Genomic DNA, 17386 nt, shown 5'->3' with positions numbered 1-17386 from the left:
TTCAGGACCCAACGTTCCCAACTCAGGAAAACCTGAGAGCCAGGTCCTGAATTGGGAGAGGTTCTAGGCATAGATGGTCGGCAGCGCGGGCTCGCCGCGGCTGAGCCGTGACGCGGCGGGCGGGAGTTCTGCGACGGCGGCGGCGCGGTGTTCGCGTGCCAGCCTGGTGCCCCCCTCGCCGAGGTGCTGCCGTTCGACCGCGCCCTCGACGATGAGCGGCACGAGAAGCTCGCGGCCATCGTGCTCTGCCGCGCCCGTGTGAATCACCTCGGCGGTCGCAACCCCGTCCTCGAGTCGTCGCACGGGGAACTTGCGCCCCCCGACGGTCGCCTTGTCGGCGGACTTCTTGGCGACGGAGATCCACTCGCCGCGGGCATCCTGTCGCGCCACCAGCTTGTAGACCATGCCGGACGCGGGCGAGCCGGAGCCCGTGACGACCGAGGTGCCGACGCCGAAGGAGTCGACGGGGGTCGCCGACATGGCGGCGATCGTGTACTCGTCGAGGTCGCTCGTGACCGTGATGCGGGTTTCGGTCGCGCCGAGGGAGTCGAGCTGGGCGCGAACGGCCGCGACCTGCTGGGGGAGGTCCCCGCTGTCGATGCGCACGGCACCGAGCTGCGTGCCGGCGATGCGCACGGCCTTCTCGACGGCGGCGTGCACGTCATAGGTGTCAACGAGGAGGGTCGTGCCGGGGCCGAGCGCGTCGACCTGTGCCTGGAAGGCTTCTTCCTCGGTCTCGTGCAGGAGCGTGAAGGAGTGCGCGGCGGTTCCCATGGTCGGCACACCCCAGGTGCGCCCCGCCTCGAGGTTGCTCGTCGATGCGAAACCGGCGATGTAGGCGGCGCGGGCAGCCGCGATGGCGCTGCGTTCCCCCGTGCGGCGCGAGCCCATCTCGGCGAGGGGCTTGCCCGCGGCCGCGCCGACCATGCGCGCGGCGGCGGTCGCGACAGCCGAGTCGTAGTTGAGCACGCTCAGGATGAGGGTCTCGAGCACGACGCATTCGCCGAAGCCGCCCTCGACGACGAGGAGCGGCGAGCCCGGAAAGTAGACCTCGCCCTCCCGGTACCCATGGATGTCGCCCGAGAAGCGGTAGTCGGCCAGCCAGTCGATCGTGTCGGGGGAGACGATGCTGTTGTCACGCAACCAGGAGAGTTCCGCGTCGGAGAAGCGGAAGCGTTCGATGAGCTCGAGCAGTCGACCCGTGCCCGCAAGCACCCCGTAGCGCCGGGCGCCGGGGAGTCGACGCGCGAAGGCCTCGAAGACGCACGACCGATCGTTGGTGCCGGCGCGCAGGGCGGCGTCAACCATCGTCAGTTCGTACTGGTCGGTCAGCAGGGCGGTCGATGCATCGCTCACCCGGCCAGCCTAACGTGGGCGATCAGGCCACCTCAGATGCCCGTCGACTAGTCTTTTGCGGTGAGCACCGCAGGCCCCTTCGACCCGAGCGCCTATGGGGCGTTCCGCTTCGACAGCTTCCGTGTCGACGAGTCCGCGTGCGCGGTCGATTTCACCTTCACGCTTGTTCCGCGCGAGGGGGCGGATGCCTCCCCCTGGAGCTTCACGGAGCGCATCGGTTTCTCGGCCCCGGCCGGCGGAGCGACGCCGGACTGGGCGGCGGCCCGCGGCATCCTTCCCCTGCTGGGTGCGGTGCTGGGACTCAGCTACTACAAGGCGGCCGCGCCACCCGTCTATGAGGTCGCGGTGGACGGTCTCGCTGCCGAGGGCGCCGCGTTCCTGAAGCAGGCGCTGCGGCACGGGCTCGCCGAGTTCGCGTACCGTGCGGGGCTGCCGGCGCTACTGGCGACTGAGGTGACGGTGACGGGCGCGCCCGCGGCTTCCCGGGCATCCGTCGCCCTCGAGGGAGAGCGCCTCGCTCGGCCTCTCGCGCCCGTCGGCGGCGGCAAGGACTCGGTCGTGACGGTCGAGTCGCTTCGGCTCGCAGGCCTCGACGTGACCCAGTTCTCGGTGAACCCCAACGCGATCATGCGCCGCGTCGCGGAAGCGGCCGGGCTGCCCTTCGTGACGGCGAGCCGCACCCTCGACCCCGCGCTCTTCGAACTCAACAAGTCGGGCGCGTTGAACGGCCACGTGCCGGTGACGGCCATGAACTCCCTCATCGCGCTCGCGCAGGCGCGGCTGCTCGGGCTGGGGCCCGTCGTCATGTCGAACGAGAACTCCGCCGCCGAGCCGACTCTCGTGTGGAACGGCGAACCCGTCAACCACCAGTGGTCGAAGAGCCTCGAGGCCGAGCAGCTGCTCGCTGCGGCGATCGAGGCGCAGACTGGGGAGCGCGGTGCCTACTTCTCGCTCCTGCGCCCATTCACTGAGCTGCGCATCGCCGGCAAGTTCGCCCGCACCGAGCGCTACGACGACGCGATCGTGAGCTGCAACCGGGCATTCCGGCTCTCGGGCGCCGAGCCCGGTTGGTGCGGCGAGTGTGCCAAGTGCCAGTTCGTGTTCCTCGCACTCTCGCCCTTCATGTCGCGGGAGCGTCTCGTCGGCATCATCGGCACCGACATGTTCGCCAAACCCGAGCTTGTCGACGGCTTCGCCTCCCTGCTGGGCCTCGACGCCCACAAGCCCTTCGAGTGCGTGGGCGAGGAGGCCGAGTCGACCGTCGCGATGAGCCTGGCCGCCCGTTCGCCCGAGTGGTGGGACTCCGCCGTCGTCAGGGCGCTCGTCGAGCGGGCCCCCGAGTTGCTCGATGGTGACCCCGCGATGGAGCGCTCGCTGTTCGCCGATCGCGAGGCGACCCCCGTGCCCGGCATCTACGCCGAAGCGCGCGACCTGCTCGATTCGAGCGTGCCGCTGTGAGCGCCGCCGAGAAGTTCCGCGGGCGCCGCGTGCTCATCGTCGGCACGGGCCGCGAGGGGCAGGCCGTCGCCGAGCTGGCCGTGCCGGTCGCGACATCCGTCATCGCCTACACGGATGACGCGGCCGCCGCACCGGCCTGGGCCGCGGCGTGGGGCGAGCGGGTTCCCGTACACGTCGGCTCCGTCGAGGGGGCGATCGATCTCGTCGTCGCGTCACCGGGCGTGAGTCCGCAGCATCCGCTGCTGCAACGTGTGCGCGAGTCCGGCATCGAACTGACGACGGGTACGAGCCTGTGGCTTGCCGAGCATGCGGGGCAGACCGTCGCGGTGACGGGCAGCAAGGGCAAGAGCACGACGAGCAGCCTCATCCACCACTTGGAGACGGCGCTCCACGGGCCAGCAGCACTCGGCGGCAACATCGGCGTGCCGCTCCTGTCGCTGCCGGATTCGCCGCGCTACGTCGTCGAGCTGTCGAGTTACCAGTGCGCTGGCCTGACGGTGTCGCCGCATACGGCCGTCGTCACCTCGCTGTTCGCGGAGCACCTCGACTGGCATGGCAGCGAACAGGCCTACTTCCGCGACAAGCTCAACCTCATCGCCCACGGACCCCGCCGCGTGATCGTCAACGCCAACGACAGCCGCCTCATCGCCGAGGTGACCGCGCGGTATCCCTTCATGGCGCCCGAGCTTGTGGGCTTGGACGAGAGCTTCCATCTCGCCGACGGATGGTTCATGCGCGGCACGGAGCGGCTCTTCCCGCGCGAGACCCTGGCCCTGCGTGGTGAGCACAACGCCCTCAACGCGTGCCTGGCGCTCGCCGCGGTCGAGCGCGACGGCCTCGACCTGGTTGCGGAGCGCGAGCGGGTCGCGTCGGTGCTTGCGGAGTTCACGCCGCTCGAGCACCGGCTCGAGGAGATTCCGGATGCCTCGGGCCTCACCTTTGTCGACGACTCCCTCTCGACCAGTCCCTACGCCGCGATCGAGGCCATGCGCGCCTTCGCCGACGCGCCCCTCACGCTCCTCGTTGGCGGGGCCGACCGCGGTGTCGACTATGCACCGCTCGCCGACTATCTGGCCGAGCATCCGATCGCGGCGGTCATCGGCCTGCCTGGCAGCGGAGAGAGGCTCACGGGACTCATGCCCGCAGCCCAGCGGGTCGCGACCGCGGTTGACATGGCGGATGCCGTGCGCCAGGCTCGCGCACTCACGCCGAGCGGCGGCTACGTGCTGCTCTCGCCTGCCGCGCCCAGCTACGGCATCTACCGCAACTATGCGGAACGGGCGGCGGACTTCCGCGCAGCCATTGGCGCGACGGCCAGCGAAGGCTGACGACCTTGCCCGCCGCCCTCGACACGACATGCTGCATCGTCGGGCGAGCGCCGGGTGGTCGGTCGCGGCATCAGGCCGGAGCACGTCTCGGCTGGGCTGCGGTCGCACTTCGAGAGCGTGGGAGGATTGCGGCATGACTGACCTGCGCATCGATTCCCGCACCCCCGACCAGCTTCGCCCCGTGACTTTCGAGCGCGGATGGAGCAAGCAGGCGGAGGGCAGCTGCCTTGTGAGTTTCGGCGACACGAAGGTGCTGTGCACGGCATCCTTCACCAACGGGGTGCCGCGCTGGATGACCGGTAAGGGCAAGGGCTGGGTCACGGCCGAGTACTCGATGCTGCCGCGGGCGACGAACAGCCGCAACGACCGCGAGGCGGTCAAGGGCAAGATCGGCGGACGCACCCACGAAATCTCGCGTCTCATCGGCCGCAGCCTCCGGGCGGTCGTCGACATGAAGGCGCTCGGCGAGAACACGATCGTGATCGACTGCGACGTGCTCCAGGCGGACGGTGGCACCCGCACCGCTGCGATCACGGGCGCCTATGTCGCCCTCGCCGACGCGCTCGATTGGGGCAAGCAGAACAAGTTCATCGCGCAGAGGGCCGCGCCCCTGAGCGACAGCCTCGCGGCCGTCTCGGTTGGCATCGTCGACGGCACGCCGATGCTCGACCTCGCCTACACGGAGGACGTGCGGGCGGGCACGGATATGAACGTCGTCGCGACTGGTTCGGGCAAGTTCATCGAGGTGCAGGGCACGGCGGAGGGTGTGCCTTTCGACCGCGCCGAACTCGACGCCCTGCTCGATCTCGCGCTCGCGGGCACGAACAGCCTCACCGCGCTGCAGAAGGCCGCGCTCGAGGCATGACGCGCACACTCGTCCTCGCGACTCACAACCAGCACAAGGTGGTTGAGCTGCGGCGCATCCTCGGCTCGCAACTCGACGGCATCGAACTCATCGGCTACGACGGCCCGGAGCCGGTCGAAGATGGCGATACCTTCGAGGCGAATGCGCTCATCAAGGCGCGCGCGGCCCACGAGCACACGGGCCTGCCCGCGATTGCGGATGACTCGGGCATCAGCGTCGCCGCGCTGGGCGGTGAGCCGGGCATCCACTCTGCTCGTTACGCAGGCACGCGCGACGACGTCGACAACTACCGGCTGCTTCTCGCGAACCTGGGCGACGCGAGCGACCGCCGCGCCGACTTCATGTGCGCGGCCGCCTTTGTCGACGGCGAGGTCGAGTTCGCCGAGTTGGGCGTGTGGCCGGGCACGATCCTGCACGAGCCGGCGGGGACGGGCGGCTTCGGCTACGACCCGGTCTTCAAGCCCGAGGGGCTGGAGGTCGCGTCCGCCGAGTTGAGCGCCGACGAGAAGAACGCGATCAGCCATCGCTCGCGCGCGTTCGGGGCCCTCCTGCCTCGCGTCAGGCAGCAGCTGCTCTGAGTGTCCTTTCGCAGGTCGCCCTGTATTACCATTTCGGCATGCCGAAAACTCTTGCCTCGGGTCGCCGTATCATCGCGGCCATGGCCGCGACAGCCCTCGTCGCTTCACTCGGCGGATGCGCGTCAGCGCCCGCTGAAGAGAGCACGAGCGACAAGCCGCTCGTGCTCACGACCTTCACGGTCATCGCGGACATGGTGCGGGTGGTCGGGGGAGACCACGTCGATGTCGAGTCGATCACAAAGGTGGGGGCCGAGATCCACGGCTATGAGCCGACCCCTTCCGACCTCCGGAACGCGGCATCCGCAGACCTCATCCTCGATAACGGCCTCGGGCTTGAGCGCTGGTTCGAGCAGTTCGTCGAGCGGCTCGATGTGCCGCACGCCGTGCTGACCGAAGGCATTGAGCCGATCGACATCGCAGGCGGCGAGTACCTCGGTCGCCCAAACCCGCACGCATGGATGTCGCCCGTCGCCGGCCAGCAGTACGTCGCGAACATCGCCGAGGGCCTGAGTGACCTCGTCCCCGAGCACGCAGCCGACTTCGAGGCGGCGGCCAAGGAGTACTCGGCCGAGCTCGAAACACTCGTGGCCGAGCTCGAGGCCGCAGTGCAGGAGCTGCCCGAGGAGCGCCGCGTGCTCGTGACGTGCGAGGGGGCGTTCAGCTATCTCGCTCGCGACCTCGGCCTGTCAGAGGGCTACCTTTGGCCTGTGAACAGTGACACGCAGGGCACGCCGCAGCAGGTCAAGTCCGCAATCGAGCTCGTGCGCGCCGGCAATGTGCCCGCAGTGTTTTGCGAGACGACCGTCGATGACGGCGCTATGCGGCAGGTGGCAAGCGAATCCGGCGCCAAGTTCGCCGGCAACCTCTACGTCGACTCCCTGAGCGAAGAGGGCGGCCCCGTGCCCACCTACCTCGACCTGCTGCGCCATGACATCAGCGTGATCGCTGAAGGCCTCGGCCGTGGCTGAGGGCGGGACATCGCCCGCAGCCACCATCGAGGTGCGCGGCCTGAACGTGAGCTATGAGCGGGTCCGCGCCCTCGTGGATGTCGACATCACCCTCCTTGCGGGGAGGGTGATCGGCCTCCTCGGGATGAACGGCTCCGGCAAGTCGACCCTGTTCGGCGCGCTCATGGGATCCGTGCGGCCCTCCTCGGGCCGCATCCGTCTCTTCGGGGGCGACCCGGCCGCCGCGCGCAAGGCAAACCTGGTGTCGTATGTGCCGCAGTCGGAACTGGTCGACTGGGACTTCCCCGTGTCGGTCGCCGACGTCGTGATGATGGGCCGCTACGGGCGGCAGGGCTGGACCCGGAGGGTGCGGCCAGCCGATCGCACGGCGGTCGCCGACGCGCTCGAACGGGTCGGGCTGACCGAACTCGCCGACCGCCAGATCGGCGAACTCAGCGGTGGCCAGCGCAAGCGTGTCTTCGTGGCGCGGGGCATCGCGCAGGAAGCGCAGCTCCTGCTGCTCGACGAGCCGTTCGCCGGCGTCGACAAGGGCTCGGAGCGCACGATCGTGACGCTGCTGCGCTCGCTTGCCGACGAGGGTCGCAGCATCCTGATCTCGACCCATGACCTCGCCGGCGTTCCGGAGCTCTGCGATGAGGTCGTGCTGCTACAGAATCGTGTGCTGTTCCATGGCTCGCCCGCCGAGGCACTGACACCTGAGCGCCTCGCGCTCGCATTCGGGCTCGGGGTCGAGTCGTGAGCCTCATCGACTGGCTCGTCGAGCCCCTCATGTTCGACTTCATGACACGGGCCCTCCTCGTCACCGTGGTGGCAGGCACCACCTGCGCGCTCCTCTCCACCTGGCTGGTGCAGATCGGCTGGTCGCTCATGGGCGACGCCGTCTCGCACGCCGTGCTGCCGGGCGTAGCCGTCAGCTACCTTCTCGGCTGGCCCTTCGCGGTCGGCGCCTTCATCTTCGGGGTCGGCGCGGTCGCCCTCATCGGCGGCGTGCGCGCGACCACCAAGATCAAGTCGGATGCCGCAATCGGCGTCGTCTTCACTTCACTCTTCGCCCTCGGACTCGTGATCATCTCGGCGAACCCCAGCCAGACCGACCTCGGCCACATACTGTTCGGCAATGTGCTCGGTGTCAGCGATGCCGACATCGTGCAGGTGGTCGCAATCGGCGCTATCGCCTGCGCGATCCTGCTCGCAAAGCGCAAGGACTTCACACTCTTCGCCTTTGACCGCAGCCACGCCGGGGCGATCGGCATCAACACGCGCGTGCTGTCGGCACTGCTCCTGGGCCTGCTCGCGCTCACGGTCGTCGTCGCCCTGCAGGCGGTCGGTATCATCCTTGTCGTGGCAATGTTGATCACTCCGGGTGCGACCGCGTCGCTGCTCAGTCGGCGTTTCGACCGGATGCTGCTGCTCTCGGTTGTCGTCACCGTCGTAGCGAGCATCGTCGGGGTCTACGTCAGCTACTACCTCGATGTCTCTACCGGTGGGGCAGTCGTGCTCGCCCAGGCGGCCGCCTTCGTGCTGGCCTACCTCTTCGGCGCGCGCGGCGGCGTCGTCACGGCTGCCCTGCGGCGACGACGGAGCATGACGGCGTGAACCCTGCCAGCGTCGGCAGTGCCGGCAACACCGTCGTGGAGGACTACCTCAAGACGATCTACTCGTTCAGCGAGTGGGCTGAGGTCGCGGTCACCCCGTCGGCACTCGCCGCCCGCCTGGGCCTTGCCGCCTCGAGCGTGACCGAGATGGTCAAGAAGCTCGCGGCATCCGGCCTCGTCAACCATGTGCCGTACGGCGCCATCAGCCTCACGGGGGAGGGACACACGCTCGCGCTGCGCATGGTGAGACGGCATCGGCTCATCGAGACCTGGTTGGTGGAGTCGTTCGGCTACCGCTGGGACGAGGTCCACGATGAGGCTGAGGTGCTCGAGCATGCGATCTCCGACCGGATGCTCGATGCGATCTTCGAGAAGCTGGGTCGGCCGACGCGGGATCCGCACGGTGACCCCATTCCGACCGCAGACGGCACGGTTGTGTTCCCTTCAGCGGTGTTGCTGGCCGATGCGCCGGAGGGCCATGAGGGTGTGGTGGTGCGCATCCGCGACCGTGACCCGAAGCTGCTGCGATATCTGACGGCGGAGGGGTTCCGCCTCGACTCCACGGTGCGCGTGGTCGGCCGCAAGCCGTTCGGCGGCGCGCTCACGATCACGCTCGACGGCACCGAGATCGATCTGGGCAGTGAGGCCACGGGCGAGATCTGGGTCAGCACCTGACGCGACTCCGGCTGACACCGCGCCCGTTCAGGGAGCGCGCTTGTCGGGGTCGTTGCTGGGGTCCTGGTCGAAATAGGCCGGGTCGAGCACGATCTCCTCTGAGTTGAGGGTCGGGATGCCGGCCGTGCGCGCCTGCTTGGCCTTCTGGCTCGAACGCCAGTAGTGGAATGCGGTGGGGATCACGGTCGCCGCGACGGCGATGAGCAGGATGAGGTCGATGTACTGGCGCACGAACTGCTCGACCGGCGGGATATAGCCGAGCACGAAGCCGACGAAGGTCAGGCCGGCCCCCCAGATGAGCGCGCCGATCGCGTTGTAGAGCGAGTACTTGCGGTAATCCATGTGGCCGATGCCCGCCGCGACCGGCACGAAGGTGCGGAGGATGGGCACGAAGCGCGCGAGGATGACCGAGAGCCCGCCGAAGCGCGAGAAGAAGGCGTTGGTGCGCTCGACGTTCTCGCGGCTGAAGATGCCGCTCTCCTTGCGCTCGAAGATGCTCGGGCCGAACTTGTGGCCAATCAGGTAACCGACCTCACCACCCAGGAAGGCGGCGACGGCGATCGCGAGGCACACCCACCAGATGTCCATCTCAATGACGTCCGCGAAGGTCAGCACGCCCGTGATGATGAGCAGCGTGTCACCGGGGAGGAGGAAGCCGACCAGCAGTCCGGTCTCAGAGAAGACGATGAGGCACACGCCCAGGAGGGCAAAGGCCCCGAAGCCCGTGATGAGCGTCTCGGGGTCAAGCCAGGGTATGAGGGCGAAAGGCATCAAGCGCGGGACTCCGTCGTTCAGGTGCGGCGCCTGCTGGCACCTGCTCAAGATTAGCGGCGGGAGTGCCCCAGCGCCTCGTTCTTCAGGATGATTCCGTCGAACTCCAAGGCGGATGCGTCGTGCCGGTCGTTGTACGGGAGAAGGGACTTGAACCCTCACGCCTTTCGGCACCAGAACCTAAATCTGGCGTGTATACCAATTTCACCACTCCCGCGGGAGACGCCAGTTTAGTCGCTTGGCAGCAGCCACGTTCGGGTGCAAGATTGAACAGCCCTATCCGGCGTCTGATGGAAGGCCCTCCGTGTCGCAGGCAGCATCCGTTCCCGATCCGCGGCGCTGGAAGGCGCTGGCGTTCATCGCACTCGCCGTTTCGGTCATCATCATGGATGCCACGGTGGTCAACGTGGCGGTGCCCACCATCATCGAGGACCTCGGGCTCGTGGCATCCGAGGCCGAATGGATGAACTCGGTCTATTCGCTCGTGTTCGCGGCCCTCCTAATCACCGCGGGGCGCATCGGCGATCTCTTCGGGCGCAAACGCCTCTTCCTGATCGGCGTCGTCGTCTTCGGCCTCGCGAGCGTGCTGGCCGCAGTGAGTGGCTCTGCTGCCGTGCTGATCGCGGCGCGCCTCCTCCAGGGCCTCGGGGGTGCGCTCATCATGCCAACGGCGCTCTCCTCGATTAATACCCTCTTCGTCGGCCGGGAACGTGGAATCGCCTTCGCCGTCTGGGGCGGCACGATCGGCGGAATGGCGGCCGTCGGCCCACTCGTCGGCGGATGGCTGACAACCGAGTTCAGCTGGCACTGGGCCTTCCTGATCAACGTGCCGATCGTCGTCATCGTCTTGGTGGGCGCCTCACTCTTCTTGCGAGAGACGCGGGACCCGCACGCAACTCGGGGCCTCGACCCGCTCGGCATCCTCCTGTCGTCCGTCGGCCTCGCCGCATTCGTGTTCGGGCTCATCGAGGGCCTGCGCTACGGCTGGTGGGCTTCCAAGGGCGACACCGACCTCTTCGGCCTGACCTGGACCGCGGATGTCTCGCCTGTCCCGCTCGCCTTCGCGCTCGCCCTCGTGCTCCTCACCGCCTTCGTGCTCGTGGAACGCGCTCGCGGAGCCGCGGGCAAGGCGGTGCTGCTCGATCTCTCGCTGTTGCGCATCCGCAGCTTCGGCTTCGGAAGCGTCGCCGCCCTCGTCGTGTCGCTCGGCGAGTTCGGACTGCTCTTCGCCCTGCCCCTCTTCCTCCAGGGCGGGCTGGGCCTCAGCGCGCTCGACACCGGCATCCTGGTCGTCTGGCTCGCCCTCGGCACCTTCCTCATCTCGGCTCGCACACCAGCCCTGACCCGCAGGCTCGGGGCGCGCGCAGTCGTGCGCCTGGGACTCGGGCTCGAGGTCATTGCGATCCTCGGGCTCGGGCTCACGATCACGCTCGAGACCAACACCTGGGTCTATGCGGCCTGGTTGTTCCTCTACGGCGTCGGTGTGGGCATGGCGACGGCCCAGCTCACGAGCGTGATCCTCATCGACGTGCCTGTCGAGCAGTCGGGGCAGGCGTCCGGCCTCCAGAGCACCTTCCGGCAGGTGGGGTCGGCGATCGGCATCGCCGTGCTCGGTTCGCTGCTCGTCACCTCATTGGGATCGACGTTCTCGAACTCGCTCGAAGGCGTTGACCAGTTGCCGCAGGAGGCCAGGAGCGGACTCGTCGAGGCCGTCGAGGGATCCGCCGGTGCGGCGATCCCGGGGATCGGCTCGGCCGTCGAGGAATCCATTGCGGAGGTGCCCGGCGTGCCGGTCGGTGATGCCGACGACGTGGCGGAGCAGGTGCAGGAATCAGCGCAGGAGGCGATGGTCGCAGCGGCAAAGGTGACGATCCTGAGCGCCGCCGGCGTCGTGCTGCTCGGACTGCTGGCCACCCTCGCACTCCCGCGTGTGCGCAGTGACGAGGACGACCCGGTGCAGGCGCCGCCTACTACCCCCTGACGACTCCGCGTCCACGTCGTACTCAGGAAACGCGCCTACCGTCCGAGCCATGCTGAAGATCATTCTCATCCTGCTGGCCATCTGGATCGTCCTCTCGATCATCGGTTTCGTTGTCGAGGGTCTCTTCTGGCTCGCCATCGTCGGCCTCGTGCTCTTCGCGATCACGGCCATCTTCGGCGGCGTGAAGGGGCGCGGGAGCACACGCTGAGCCCTGTGGAAAACGCGGCGCACGCGAAGGGCGCGTGTCGCAGGATGTGACGCATGCCCCAGCACCCGCACTCGCTCATCACGGAGCGCGTACGCGACAGGGTACGGCGAGACGGCATCGACCTGACGGCCGACCGCTCGATTGCCGGCCGTCTCGTGCGCGAGGAGGTGCAGCGGTACAGCGAGCGAGCGCTCGGTGGTGCCGTGCCGATGCTCGCCGACGAACGCGACGCGGAGGAACGCATCCTCGCAGACCTGGTCGGGTTCGGCCCGCTCCAGCCTTTCCTCGACGACCCGAACATCGAGGAAATCTGGATCAACGCGCCCGACCAGGTCTTCATCGCGCGCGGCGGCGGTGCAGAGCGCACCGACATCCGTTTGACTTCGTCGCAGGTGCGCGACCTGGTCGAGCGGATGCTGCAGTCCACTGGTCGGCGTGTTGACCTGAGTTCGCCCTTCGTCGACGCCTCCCTGCCCGACGGCTCACGGCTGCACGTCGTCATTCCCGACGTGACGCGCAGGGAGTGGGCCATCAACATCCGCAAGTTCGCGCGGCGCATCTCGGCGCTCGCCGACCTCGTGCAGCGCGGCTCGCTCACGCTGGAGGCGGCGGACTTCCTCCGCGGGGCGGTGCGTGCCGGTGTGAATGTCATCGTCTCCGGCGCGACGCACGCGGGTAAGACGACCATGCTGGGGGCCCTCCTGGCGGAGGCGAAGGAGCGCGAACGCATCATCACGGTCGAGGAGACCTTCGAACTCGACCTGGGCGGGCGTGACGTCGTGGCGATGCAGTGCCGCCAGGCGAGCCTTGAGGGAACCGGTGAGATCACGCTGCGAAGGCTCGTGAAGGAATCGCTGCGGATGCGCCCCGACCGGCTCGTCGTCGGCGAGGTGCGCGAGGCGGAGGCCCTCGACCTGCTGATCGCCCTCAACTCGGGGGTCCCTGGTGCGTGCACCGTGCACGCAAACGGGGCGCGGGACGCACTTGCGAAGCTCTCGGTGCTTCCCCTGCTCGCGGGGCGGAACATCGACGCGTCGTTCGTGCTCCCGACCGTGGCGGGGGTCGTCGACCTCGTCGTCCACTGCGAACAGACGGCGGATGGTCACCGCCGGGTTGCCGAGATCGTCGCGCCAACGGGCGTCGTCGACGGCGGTGTCGTGCAGGCGGTGTCGCTCTTCGCAATGACCGCCGACGGGCTTCGCCCCACCGGCGTGGCACCGCCCCGTGCCGCGAAGTTCGGATCGGCTGCGCTCGTGCCCGCGGGGATCGCGTGATGCTTCCCGTGCTTCCGGTCCTCCTGGGCGGTGCCCTCGGAGCGGGCCTACTGCTCGCGGCATCCCCGTTCCTCTGGGGGTCCCGCCAACGGGAGCGCCGACGCTCGCGCGTGCACGAGCTCATGACGGAACAGCTCACACTGGCAGGTCTCGGCTCCGTGACGCCGGCCACCTTCATTGTCGTGTCGCTGCTGCTCGCCCTCGCGGTCGGCGGCGTGACCCTCGCGTTCGTTCCCGTGCTCGCGATCGCGCTTGCGGCTGCCGCAGCGGCGGGCTCGGTGCCATTCATGATGGTGTCGTGGCGTTCCCGCGCTCGCAGGCGACAGCTCCGATCCCTATGGCCCGATGTCGTGGACCATCTCGTTTCGGCGGTGCGCTCGGGACTCTCCCTGCCCGACGGCCTCGCCGCTCTCGCCGAAGTCGGTCCGCCCGGAACTCGGGTGGCGTTCGCCGTCTTCCAGCGCGACTACCAGTCCACGGCAAACTTCTCCCGCTGCCTCGACGAACTCAAGCTGCGCCTCGCCGACCCCGTTGCAGACCGCATCCTGGAGACGCTGCGGATGTCTCGTGAGGTTGGTGGCACGGAGCTCACGGGCGTGCTCCGCAGCCTCTCGACCTACCTGCGCCAGGACTCGGCGATCCGCTCTGAGATCGAGGCGAGACAGTCGTGGGTCGTCAACGCGGCTCGGCTCGGTGCAGCGGCACCGTGGATCGTGCTCCTGCTGCTCGCGACCAGGCCAGAGGCGGCCGCTGCCTACAACACGCCCTCTGGCGTCGGCCTGATCGCGGCGGGACTCGTCGTGACGGTGCTCGCCTACCGGGTGATGATCGCGATCGGCCGACTGCCGGAGGAGGAGCGGTGGTTCCGTTGAGTGCGGCCTGGGCGCTGCTGTGTGGCAGCGCGCTCGGGCTGGGATTGTGGGTGCTTGCGACACGCATCCCTCGGCTCGGGCGCCCGCGGCTCGCGGCTCGCGTTGCTCCGCATGTTGTCGATGTGTCCCCCGGGGCGCGTGACCATTTGCACCGTTTGCAGTCCGACCCCCTGCCGGTGTTCGGTGCGCTCCTCGGGCCGCCGTTTGCCGCACTCCGCCGGGCGATGAGTGGCGTGCTCGGCGGCTCGGCCGCGGTGCAGCTGCGCTTGCGCCAGTCAGGATCGGGCATGACGCTCGACGGCTACCGTTCCCAGCAGTTGCTCGCCGCCATCGCGGGCGTCGCGTTCGGTGCCGTCGTCACGATCATCCTTGCCCCGCAGCACGCCTCACCCGTCATGCTCGGTGTCGGTTCGATCATCGCGGGTGGGGTCGCTGGCGTGTTCCTGCGCGACTGGATGCTGCAGCGCGCGGCATCACGGCGCATGTCGCGACTCGCCGCCGAGCTGCCCATGGTGCTCGAGTTCCTGACCTTGAGCCTGTCGGCGGGGGAGGGCGTGCTCGAGGCGCTCCGCCGCGTCTCTCGCATCAGTTGCGGGGAACTGTCTCGCGAACTCGGGGCGGTGCTCACCGACGTCACGACGGGTGCGCCCCTGTCGGAGTCGCTGCGGCGCTGCGCCGAGGAACTGCAGCTGGCGCCCTTCACACGCTGCGTCGACCAGCTGACGATCGCCCTCGAGCGCGGCTCGCCGCTTGCCGAGGTGCTGCGGGCCCAGGCTCAGGATGCGCGCGAAGACACCAAGCGCGGCCTGCTGGAACTTGCGGGTAAAAAGGAGGTGGCGATGCTCGTGCCCCTCGTCTTCCTCATCCTGCCGGTCACGATCCTGTTCGCGATCTTCCCGGGCATCATGGTGCTGCGGCTCGGGTTCTGACGCGCTCACGGGGCGACCGGGTTCACATTCCGACGGCCCGATGACGCGACGGGCAGGTTCGCTTCGCGCACCTCCCGGTACCCGCGGAGGTTGGTATAGAGCTCGTCGCGCAACGGGTTACGGCGCCGCTTGACGATCGTGTACACCTGGTAGACCGCCACCGCGATGTTGGCCGCGAGTGCGATCGCGGACACCGTGAACAGCGCGGCGGGGTCGTGGGAGGACTCGACCGCGAACGGTGAGGACTCCACGAAGGTCGGCACGGCCATCGTGAACATCATCCAGAGCGCCAAGGTATGTGCGCGGTGCTGCAGCCACGCGCCCCGCTTGATGAAGAACGCCGGGATCGTGCAGGAGATGAGCAGCGCGGCGCCGGCGTAGAAGGAGTGGTCTCCCACGCAGTTGTAGACGTAGGCGAAGTTCCAGAGATCGTACGCGATGATCCAGAACCACAGCATGTCGGGCCAGATCATGTCCTTCGAGCGGTCGCGCGACACGAAGATCCCTACCCATCCGCAGATGGTAAGCAGATTCAGGATGCCGGCGACGGCGTTCATGTAGTTCCAGGGTCCGCCGACCATGAAGACGCCGTCGTGAACGCCCTGTAGCCCGGCCACCTCAAAGTCACGAATGACGGCCTCGCCGATGTTGATCGCGAGGATCAGCGGCGGGAACAGCAGCATCCACCGGTTCTTCGCAAGACCCGGCACGTACCGGATGAGCATGAAGCCGAGACAGCCGGCCAGCGCCGAGTACACCTTGACCCAATGGAACCAGGTGCCCGTCGAGGACCCCTCGGCGGCGGTGGTCGGCCACACAAAGATCGTCAACACGATCGGCAGCGCGACGAAGAAGGCCAGGCCCGCCCACTTCCACCGACGCGTCACTTCGTTGAGCCCGACGAGCGCGCCGAGTACGACGAACCACATCAGCCACGAGTACCAGGGAATAGATTCGTACAGAAACATTTGACTGTCTCCTCCGGGCCCGCCCCGCGCGGGTTGTCCGTCTTCCATGGTTAGGGATCAGAACCCGCGTCACTAGGCACAAGGTCCCGTATCCCGAGCGGTCTGAGGGTGTGTTCAGCCCATCGCGTCCCGGAATCCTGCTGGTTGAGACGGTTGCCGCAACGCTCGGCGCAGAAGCGCTTCGACTCTGACCGGAGACTATTCCTCGTCGGAGCTGATGGGGTTGCGCAGTACCCCGATGCCGTCGATGTTGATCTCGACCGTGCTCCCCGCCTTCAGGAACTTCGGTGGCGTGAAACCGGCGCCGACGCCGCCGGGGGTGCCGGTCGCGATGATGTCACCAGGACGCAGCGGGGCCCAGGTCGAGATGTATTCGACGAGGGTCGCGACGTCGAAGACCAGCTGGTCGAGGCTCGAGTCCTGACGCACCTCGCCATCAACAGTCGTGCGCACCCGCTGCGACGTCACGGGGCCGAACTCGTCTGCGCTGACGATCCAGGGGCCGACGGAGCCGGAGTCGGCGAAGTTCTTGCCGGGGGTGAACTGGATTGTGTGGGCCTGGTAGTCGCGCAGTGAACCGTCGTTGAGGATCGTGTAGCCGAGCACATGTTCGAGTGCGTCCTCCTTCGCGATCGCGCGGCCGGCTCGGCCGATGACGATCGCGAACTCGCCCTCATAATCGAAGGCTTTGCTCGCCTTCGGCAGCACCATGGGGGCACCCGCGCCGACGAAGGTGTCGGGGAACCGGGTGAATAGCACGGGATGGGTGGGCATTTCGCGACCCATCTCGAGCACGTGGTCGCGGTAGTTGAGGCCCACGCAGAGCACCTTCGCGGTCGGCAGCACGGGCGGGAGCAACGTCACGTCGGCGAGGGGGAGTTCACGCTCGAGGGCAGCGGATGCGACATCCGCGAGCTCGACAGGGGAGTTGCTCGTGCGTACCGTGTCGCCTTCCACAATGCTCCAGCGTTCTGTGCCGTCGAGGGCGATGCGTGCGATCTTCACAGATGGATCCTTCCGGTGGCTCGGGCTTCGCGACTAGCCGTGAAGCGATCATGCGGGGTATGCCCCATACGGCAGCAGTCTTCCAGCCGGGGCGGCATCGGTGCTGCTTGCTGTTCCAAATTGCGCAACGCATTCAAGCGCGATATGCCTTGCACTTCTAGGTACCTTGCAGCTCTAGGTATATGCTTCCTCCAGGAGGCAGCCCATGAACATCGACAAGGATCTCGTCGCCGCGATGGCGACGCCACTCGTCCTCGCAATCCTCATGGAGGGCTCGAGTTACGGTTACGCGATCCTCAAGCGGGTGCGGGAGCTCTCCGCCGGCGAGCTCGAATGGACTGACGGGATGCTCTACCCGCTCCTGCACCGGCTCGAGCGGCTCGGCCATGTGCACGCCGAGTGGGGTGTCTCGCCCGAAGGTCGGCGCCGCAAGTACTACCAGATCACGGAAACCGGCAGGGCCCAACTGGCCGAGCAGCGGCGCCAGTGGGTCACCGCCACGCGCACGCTCGGCGGGCTCTGGGGCTTCGCGATCCCCGCGACGGGCGTGTGACG

At 68.0% G+C, this 17386-nt stretch carries 18 protein-coding genes and 1 tRNA gene; 14 read left to right on the top strand and 5 right to left on the bottom strand.

Features of this window, described 5'->3' with window-relative positions:
* Positions 1-63: 63 nt before the first annotated feature.
* Complete coding sequence (locus FVA74_RS09840; protein ID WP_370454501.1) at positions 64-1308, bottom strand: nicotinate phosphoribosyltransferase; 1245 nt, start codon at positions 1306-1308, stop codon at positions 64-66.
* A 108-nt stretch (positions 1309-1416) separates the two neighbouring features.
* Between FVA74_RS09840 and FVA74_RS09835 the strand changes: the two genes are divergently transcribed.
* From FVA74_RS09835 to FVA74_RS09800, 8 genes are all read left to right on the top strand, one after another.
* A complete protein-coding gene (locus tag FVA74_RS09835) occupies positions 1417-2814 on the top strand; it encodes a hypothetical protein (protein ID WP_147722003.1) in 1398 nt (465 codons plus the stop codon).
* Complete coding sequence (gene murD, locus FVA74_RS09830; RefSeq protein ID WP_147722001.1) at positions 2811-4142, top strand: UDP-N-acetylmuramoyl-L-alanine--D-glutamate ligase; 1332 nt, start codon at positions 2811-2813, stop codon at positions 4140-4142. The genes FVA74_RS09835 and murD overlap by 4 nt, the downstream gene beginning before the upstream one ends.
* A gap of 133 nt (positions 4143-4275) precedes the next feature.
* Complete coding sequence (gene rph, locus FVA74_RS09825; RefSeq protein ID WP_147721999.1) at positions 4276-5007, top strand: ribonuclease PH; 732 nt, start codon at positions 4276-4278, stop codon at positions 5005-5007.
* Complete coding sequence (gene rdgB / locus FVA74_RS09820) at positions 5004-5585, top strand: RdgB/HAM1 family non-canonical purine NTP pyrophosphatase (RefSeq protein WP_147721997.1); 582 nt, start codon at positions 5004-5006, stop codon at positions 5583-5585. Before rph ends, rdgB begins: the two co-directional genes overlap by 4 nt.
* A 38-nt stretch (positions 5586-5623) precedes the next feature.
* A complete protein-coding gene (locus FVA74_RS09815; protein WP_147721995.1) occupies positions 5624-6553 on the top strand; it encodes a metal ABC transporter substrate-binding protein in 930 nt (309 codons plus the stop codon).
* Complete coding sequence (locus FVA74_RS09810) at positions 6546-7292, top strand: metal ABC transporter ATP-binding protein (RefSeq protein WP_240792201.1); 747 nt, start codon at positions 6546-6548, stop codon at positions 7290-7292. The genes FVA74_RS09815 and FVA74_RS09810 overlap by 8 nt, the downstream gene beginning before the upstream one ends.
* Positions 7289-8149 carry a metal ABC transporter permease gene (locus tag FVA74_RS09805; protein ID WP_206022627.1) on the top strand — a complete coding sequence of 287 codons (861 nt, stop codon included), beginning with the start codon at positions 7289-7291 and terminating at the stop codon, positions 8147-8149. The genes FVA74_RS09810 and FVA74_RS09805 overlap by 4 nt, the downstream gene beginning before the upstream one ends.
* The gene (locus tag FVA74_RS09800) at positions 8146-8823 is read left to right on the top strand and encodes a metal-dependent transcriptional regulator (RefSeq protein ID WP_147721993.1); all 678 of its coding nucleotides are present in this window, start codon (positions 8146-8148) and stop codon (positions 8821-8823) included. Before FVA74_RS09805 ends, FVA74_RS09800 begins: the two co-directional genes overlap by 4 nt.
* A 27-nt stretch (positions 8824-8850) precedes the next feature.
* On the opposite strand, the gene FVA74_RS09795 is transcribed toward FVA74_RS09800, so the two are convergent.
* Both FVA74_RS09795 and FVA74_RS09790 read right to left on the bottom strand, forming a co-directional pair.
* Positions 8851-9594 carry a DedA family protein gene (locus FVA74_RS09795; RefSeq protein ID WP_187266477.1) on the bottom strand — a complete coding sequence of 248 codons (744 nt, stop codon included), beginning with the start codon at positions 9592-9594 and terminating at the stop codon, positions 8851-8853.
* Positions 9595-9729: 135 nt separating this feature from the next.
* Positions 9730-9811, bottom strand: a tRNA-Leu gene (locus tag FVA74_RS09790).
* 87 nt (positions 9812-9898) lie between these two features.
* Between FVA74_RS09790 and FVA74_RS09785 the strand changes: the two genes are divergently transcribed.
* The 5 genes from FVA74_RS09785 to FVA74_RS09770 all read left to right on the top strand — a co-directional run bounded on the left by FVA74_RS09785 (position 9899) and on the right by FVA74_RS09770 (position 14858).
* Positions 9899-11575: an MFS transporter gene (locus tag FVA74_RS09785; protein WP_240792200.1), complete on the top strand. Its 1677-nt coding sequence runs from the start codon at positions 9899-9901 to the stop codon at positions 11573-11575.
* 49 nt (positions 11576-11624) lie between these two features.
* Positions 11625-11783, top strand: a complete 159-nt coding sequence (locus tag FVA74_RS13620) for a hypothetical protein (protein WP_168220105.1) — start codon at positions 11625-11627, stop codon at positions 11781-11783.
* A gap of 53 nt (positions 11784-11836) precedes the next feature.
* Entirely contained in the window at positions 11837-13057 is a 1221-nt protein-coding gene (locus FVA74_RS09780; protein ID WP_147721990.1) for a CpaF family protein, read from the top strand.
* Positions 13057-13929 carry a type II secretion system F family protein gene (locus FVA74_RS09775; protein WP_147721988.1) on the top strand — a complete coding sequence of 291 codons (873 nt, stop codon included), beginning with the start codon at positions 13057-13059 and terminating at the stop codon, positions 13927-13929. Before FVA74_RS09780 ends, FVA74_RS09775 begins: the two co-directional genes overlap by 1 nt.
* 155 nt (positions 13930-14084) lie before the next feature.
* Positions 14085-14858 (top strand): type II secretion system F family protein, encoded by a 774-nt coding sequence (locus FVA74_RS09770; protein WP_240792199.1) that lies wholly within the window; start codon positions 14085-14087, stop codon positions 14856-14858.
* Between the two features lie 5 nt (positions 14859-14863).
* Here FVA74_RS09770 and FVA74_RS09765 read toward each other — a convergent pair whose 3' ends face one another.
* Together FVA74_RS09765 and FVA74_RS09760 are read right to left on the bottom strand one after the other, a co-directional pair.
* Positions 14864-15826: a DUF5692 family protein gene (locus tag FVA74_RS09765; RefSeq protein ID WP_147721984.1), complete on the bottom strand. Its 963-nt coding sequence runs from the start codon at positions 15824-15826 to the stop codon at positions 14864-14866.
* Between the two features lie 198 nt (positions 15827-16024).
* Positions 16025-16831 (bottom strand): fumarylacetoacetate hydrolase family protein, encoded by an 807-nt coding sequence (locus FVA74_RS09760; protein WP_206022626.1) that lies wholly within the window; start codon positions 16829-16831, stop codon positions 16025-16027.
* 205 nt (positions 16832-17036) lie between these two features.
* Here FVA74_RS09760 and FVA74_RS09755 point away from each other — a divergent pair, with 205 nt between their 5' ends.
* The gene (locus FVA74_RS09755) at positions 17037-17384 is read left to right on the top strand and encodes a PadR family transcriptional regulator (protein WP_147721982.1); all 348 of its coding nucleotides are present in this window, start codon (positions 17037-17039) and stop codon (positions 17382-17384) included.
* The last annotated feature ends 2 nt before the right edge of the window (positions 17385-17386 follow it).

The sequence above is a fragment of the Salinibacterium sp. dk2585 genome (assembly GCF_008001035.1).
GTDB lineage: Bacteria > Actinomycetota > Actinomycetes > Actinomycetales > Microbacteriaceae > Homoserinimonas.
Note: the sequence above shows the minus strand (reverse complement) of the source record. Positions and strands in the feature narration are given on the sequence as shown.

Excerpts from the sequence above, each read along its gene's own strand:
- FVA74_RS09840 (WP_370454501.1), bottom strand. The coding sequence starts at position 1,308 with ATGGTTGACGCCGCCCTGCGCGCCGGCACCAACGATCGGTCGTGCGTC.
- rph (WP_147721999.1), top strand. The coding sequence starts at position 4,276 with ATGACTGACCTGCGCATCGATTCCCGCACCCCCGACCAGCTTCGCCCC.
- rdgB (WP_147721997.1), top strand. The coding sequence starts at position 5,004 with ATGACGCGCACACTCGTCCTCGCGACTCACAACCAGCACAAGGTGGTT.
- FVA74_RS09815 (WP_147721995.1), top strand. The coding sequence starts at position 5,624 with ATGCCGAAAACTCTTGCCTCGGGTCGCCGTATCATCGCGGCCATGGCC.
- FVA74_RS09795 (WP_187266477.1), bottom strand. The coding sequence starts at position 9,594 with ATGCCTTTCGCCCTCATACCCTGGCTTGACCCCGAGACGCTCATCACG.
- FVA74_RS13620 (WP_168220105.1), top strand. The coding sequence starts at position 11,625 with ATGCTGAAGATCATTCTCATCCTGCTGGCCATCTGGATCGTCCTCTCG.
- FVA74_RS09780 (WP_147721990.1), top strand. The coding sequence starts at position 11,837 with ATGCCCCAGCACCCGCACTCGCTCATCACGGAGCGCGTACGCGACAGG.
- FVA74_RS09775 (WP_147721988.1), top strand. The coding sequence starts at position 13,057 with ATGCTTCCCGTGCTTCCGGTCCTCCTGGGCGGTGCCCTCGGAGCGGGC.
- FVA74_RS09765 (WP_147721984.1), bottom strand. The coding sequence starts at position 15,826 with ATGTTTCTGTACGAATCTATTCCCTGGTACTCGTGGCTGATGTGGTTC.
- FVA74_RS09755 (WP_147721982.1), top strand. The coding sequence starts at position 17,037 with ATGAACATCGACAAGGATCTCGTCGCCGCGATGGCGACGCCACTCGTC.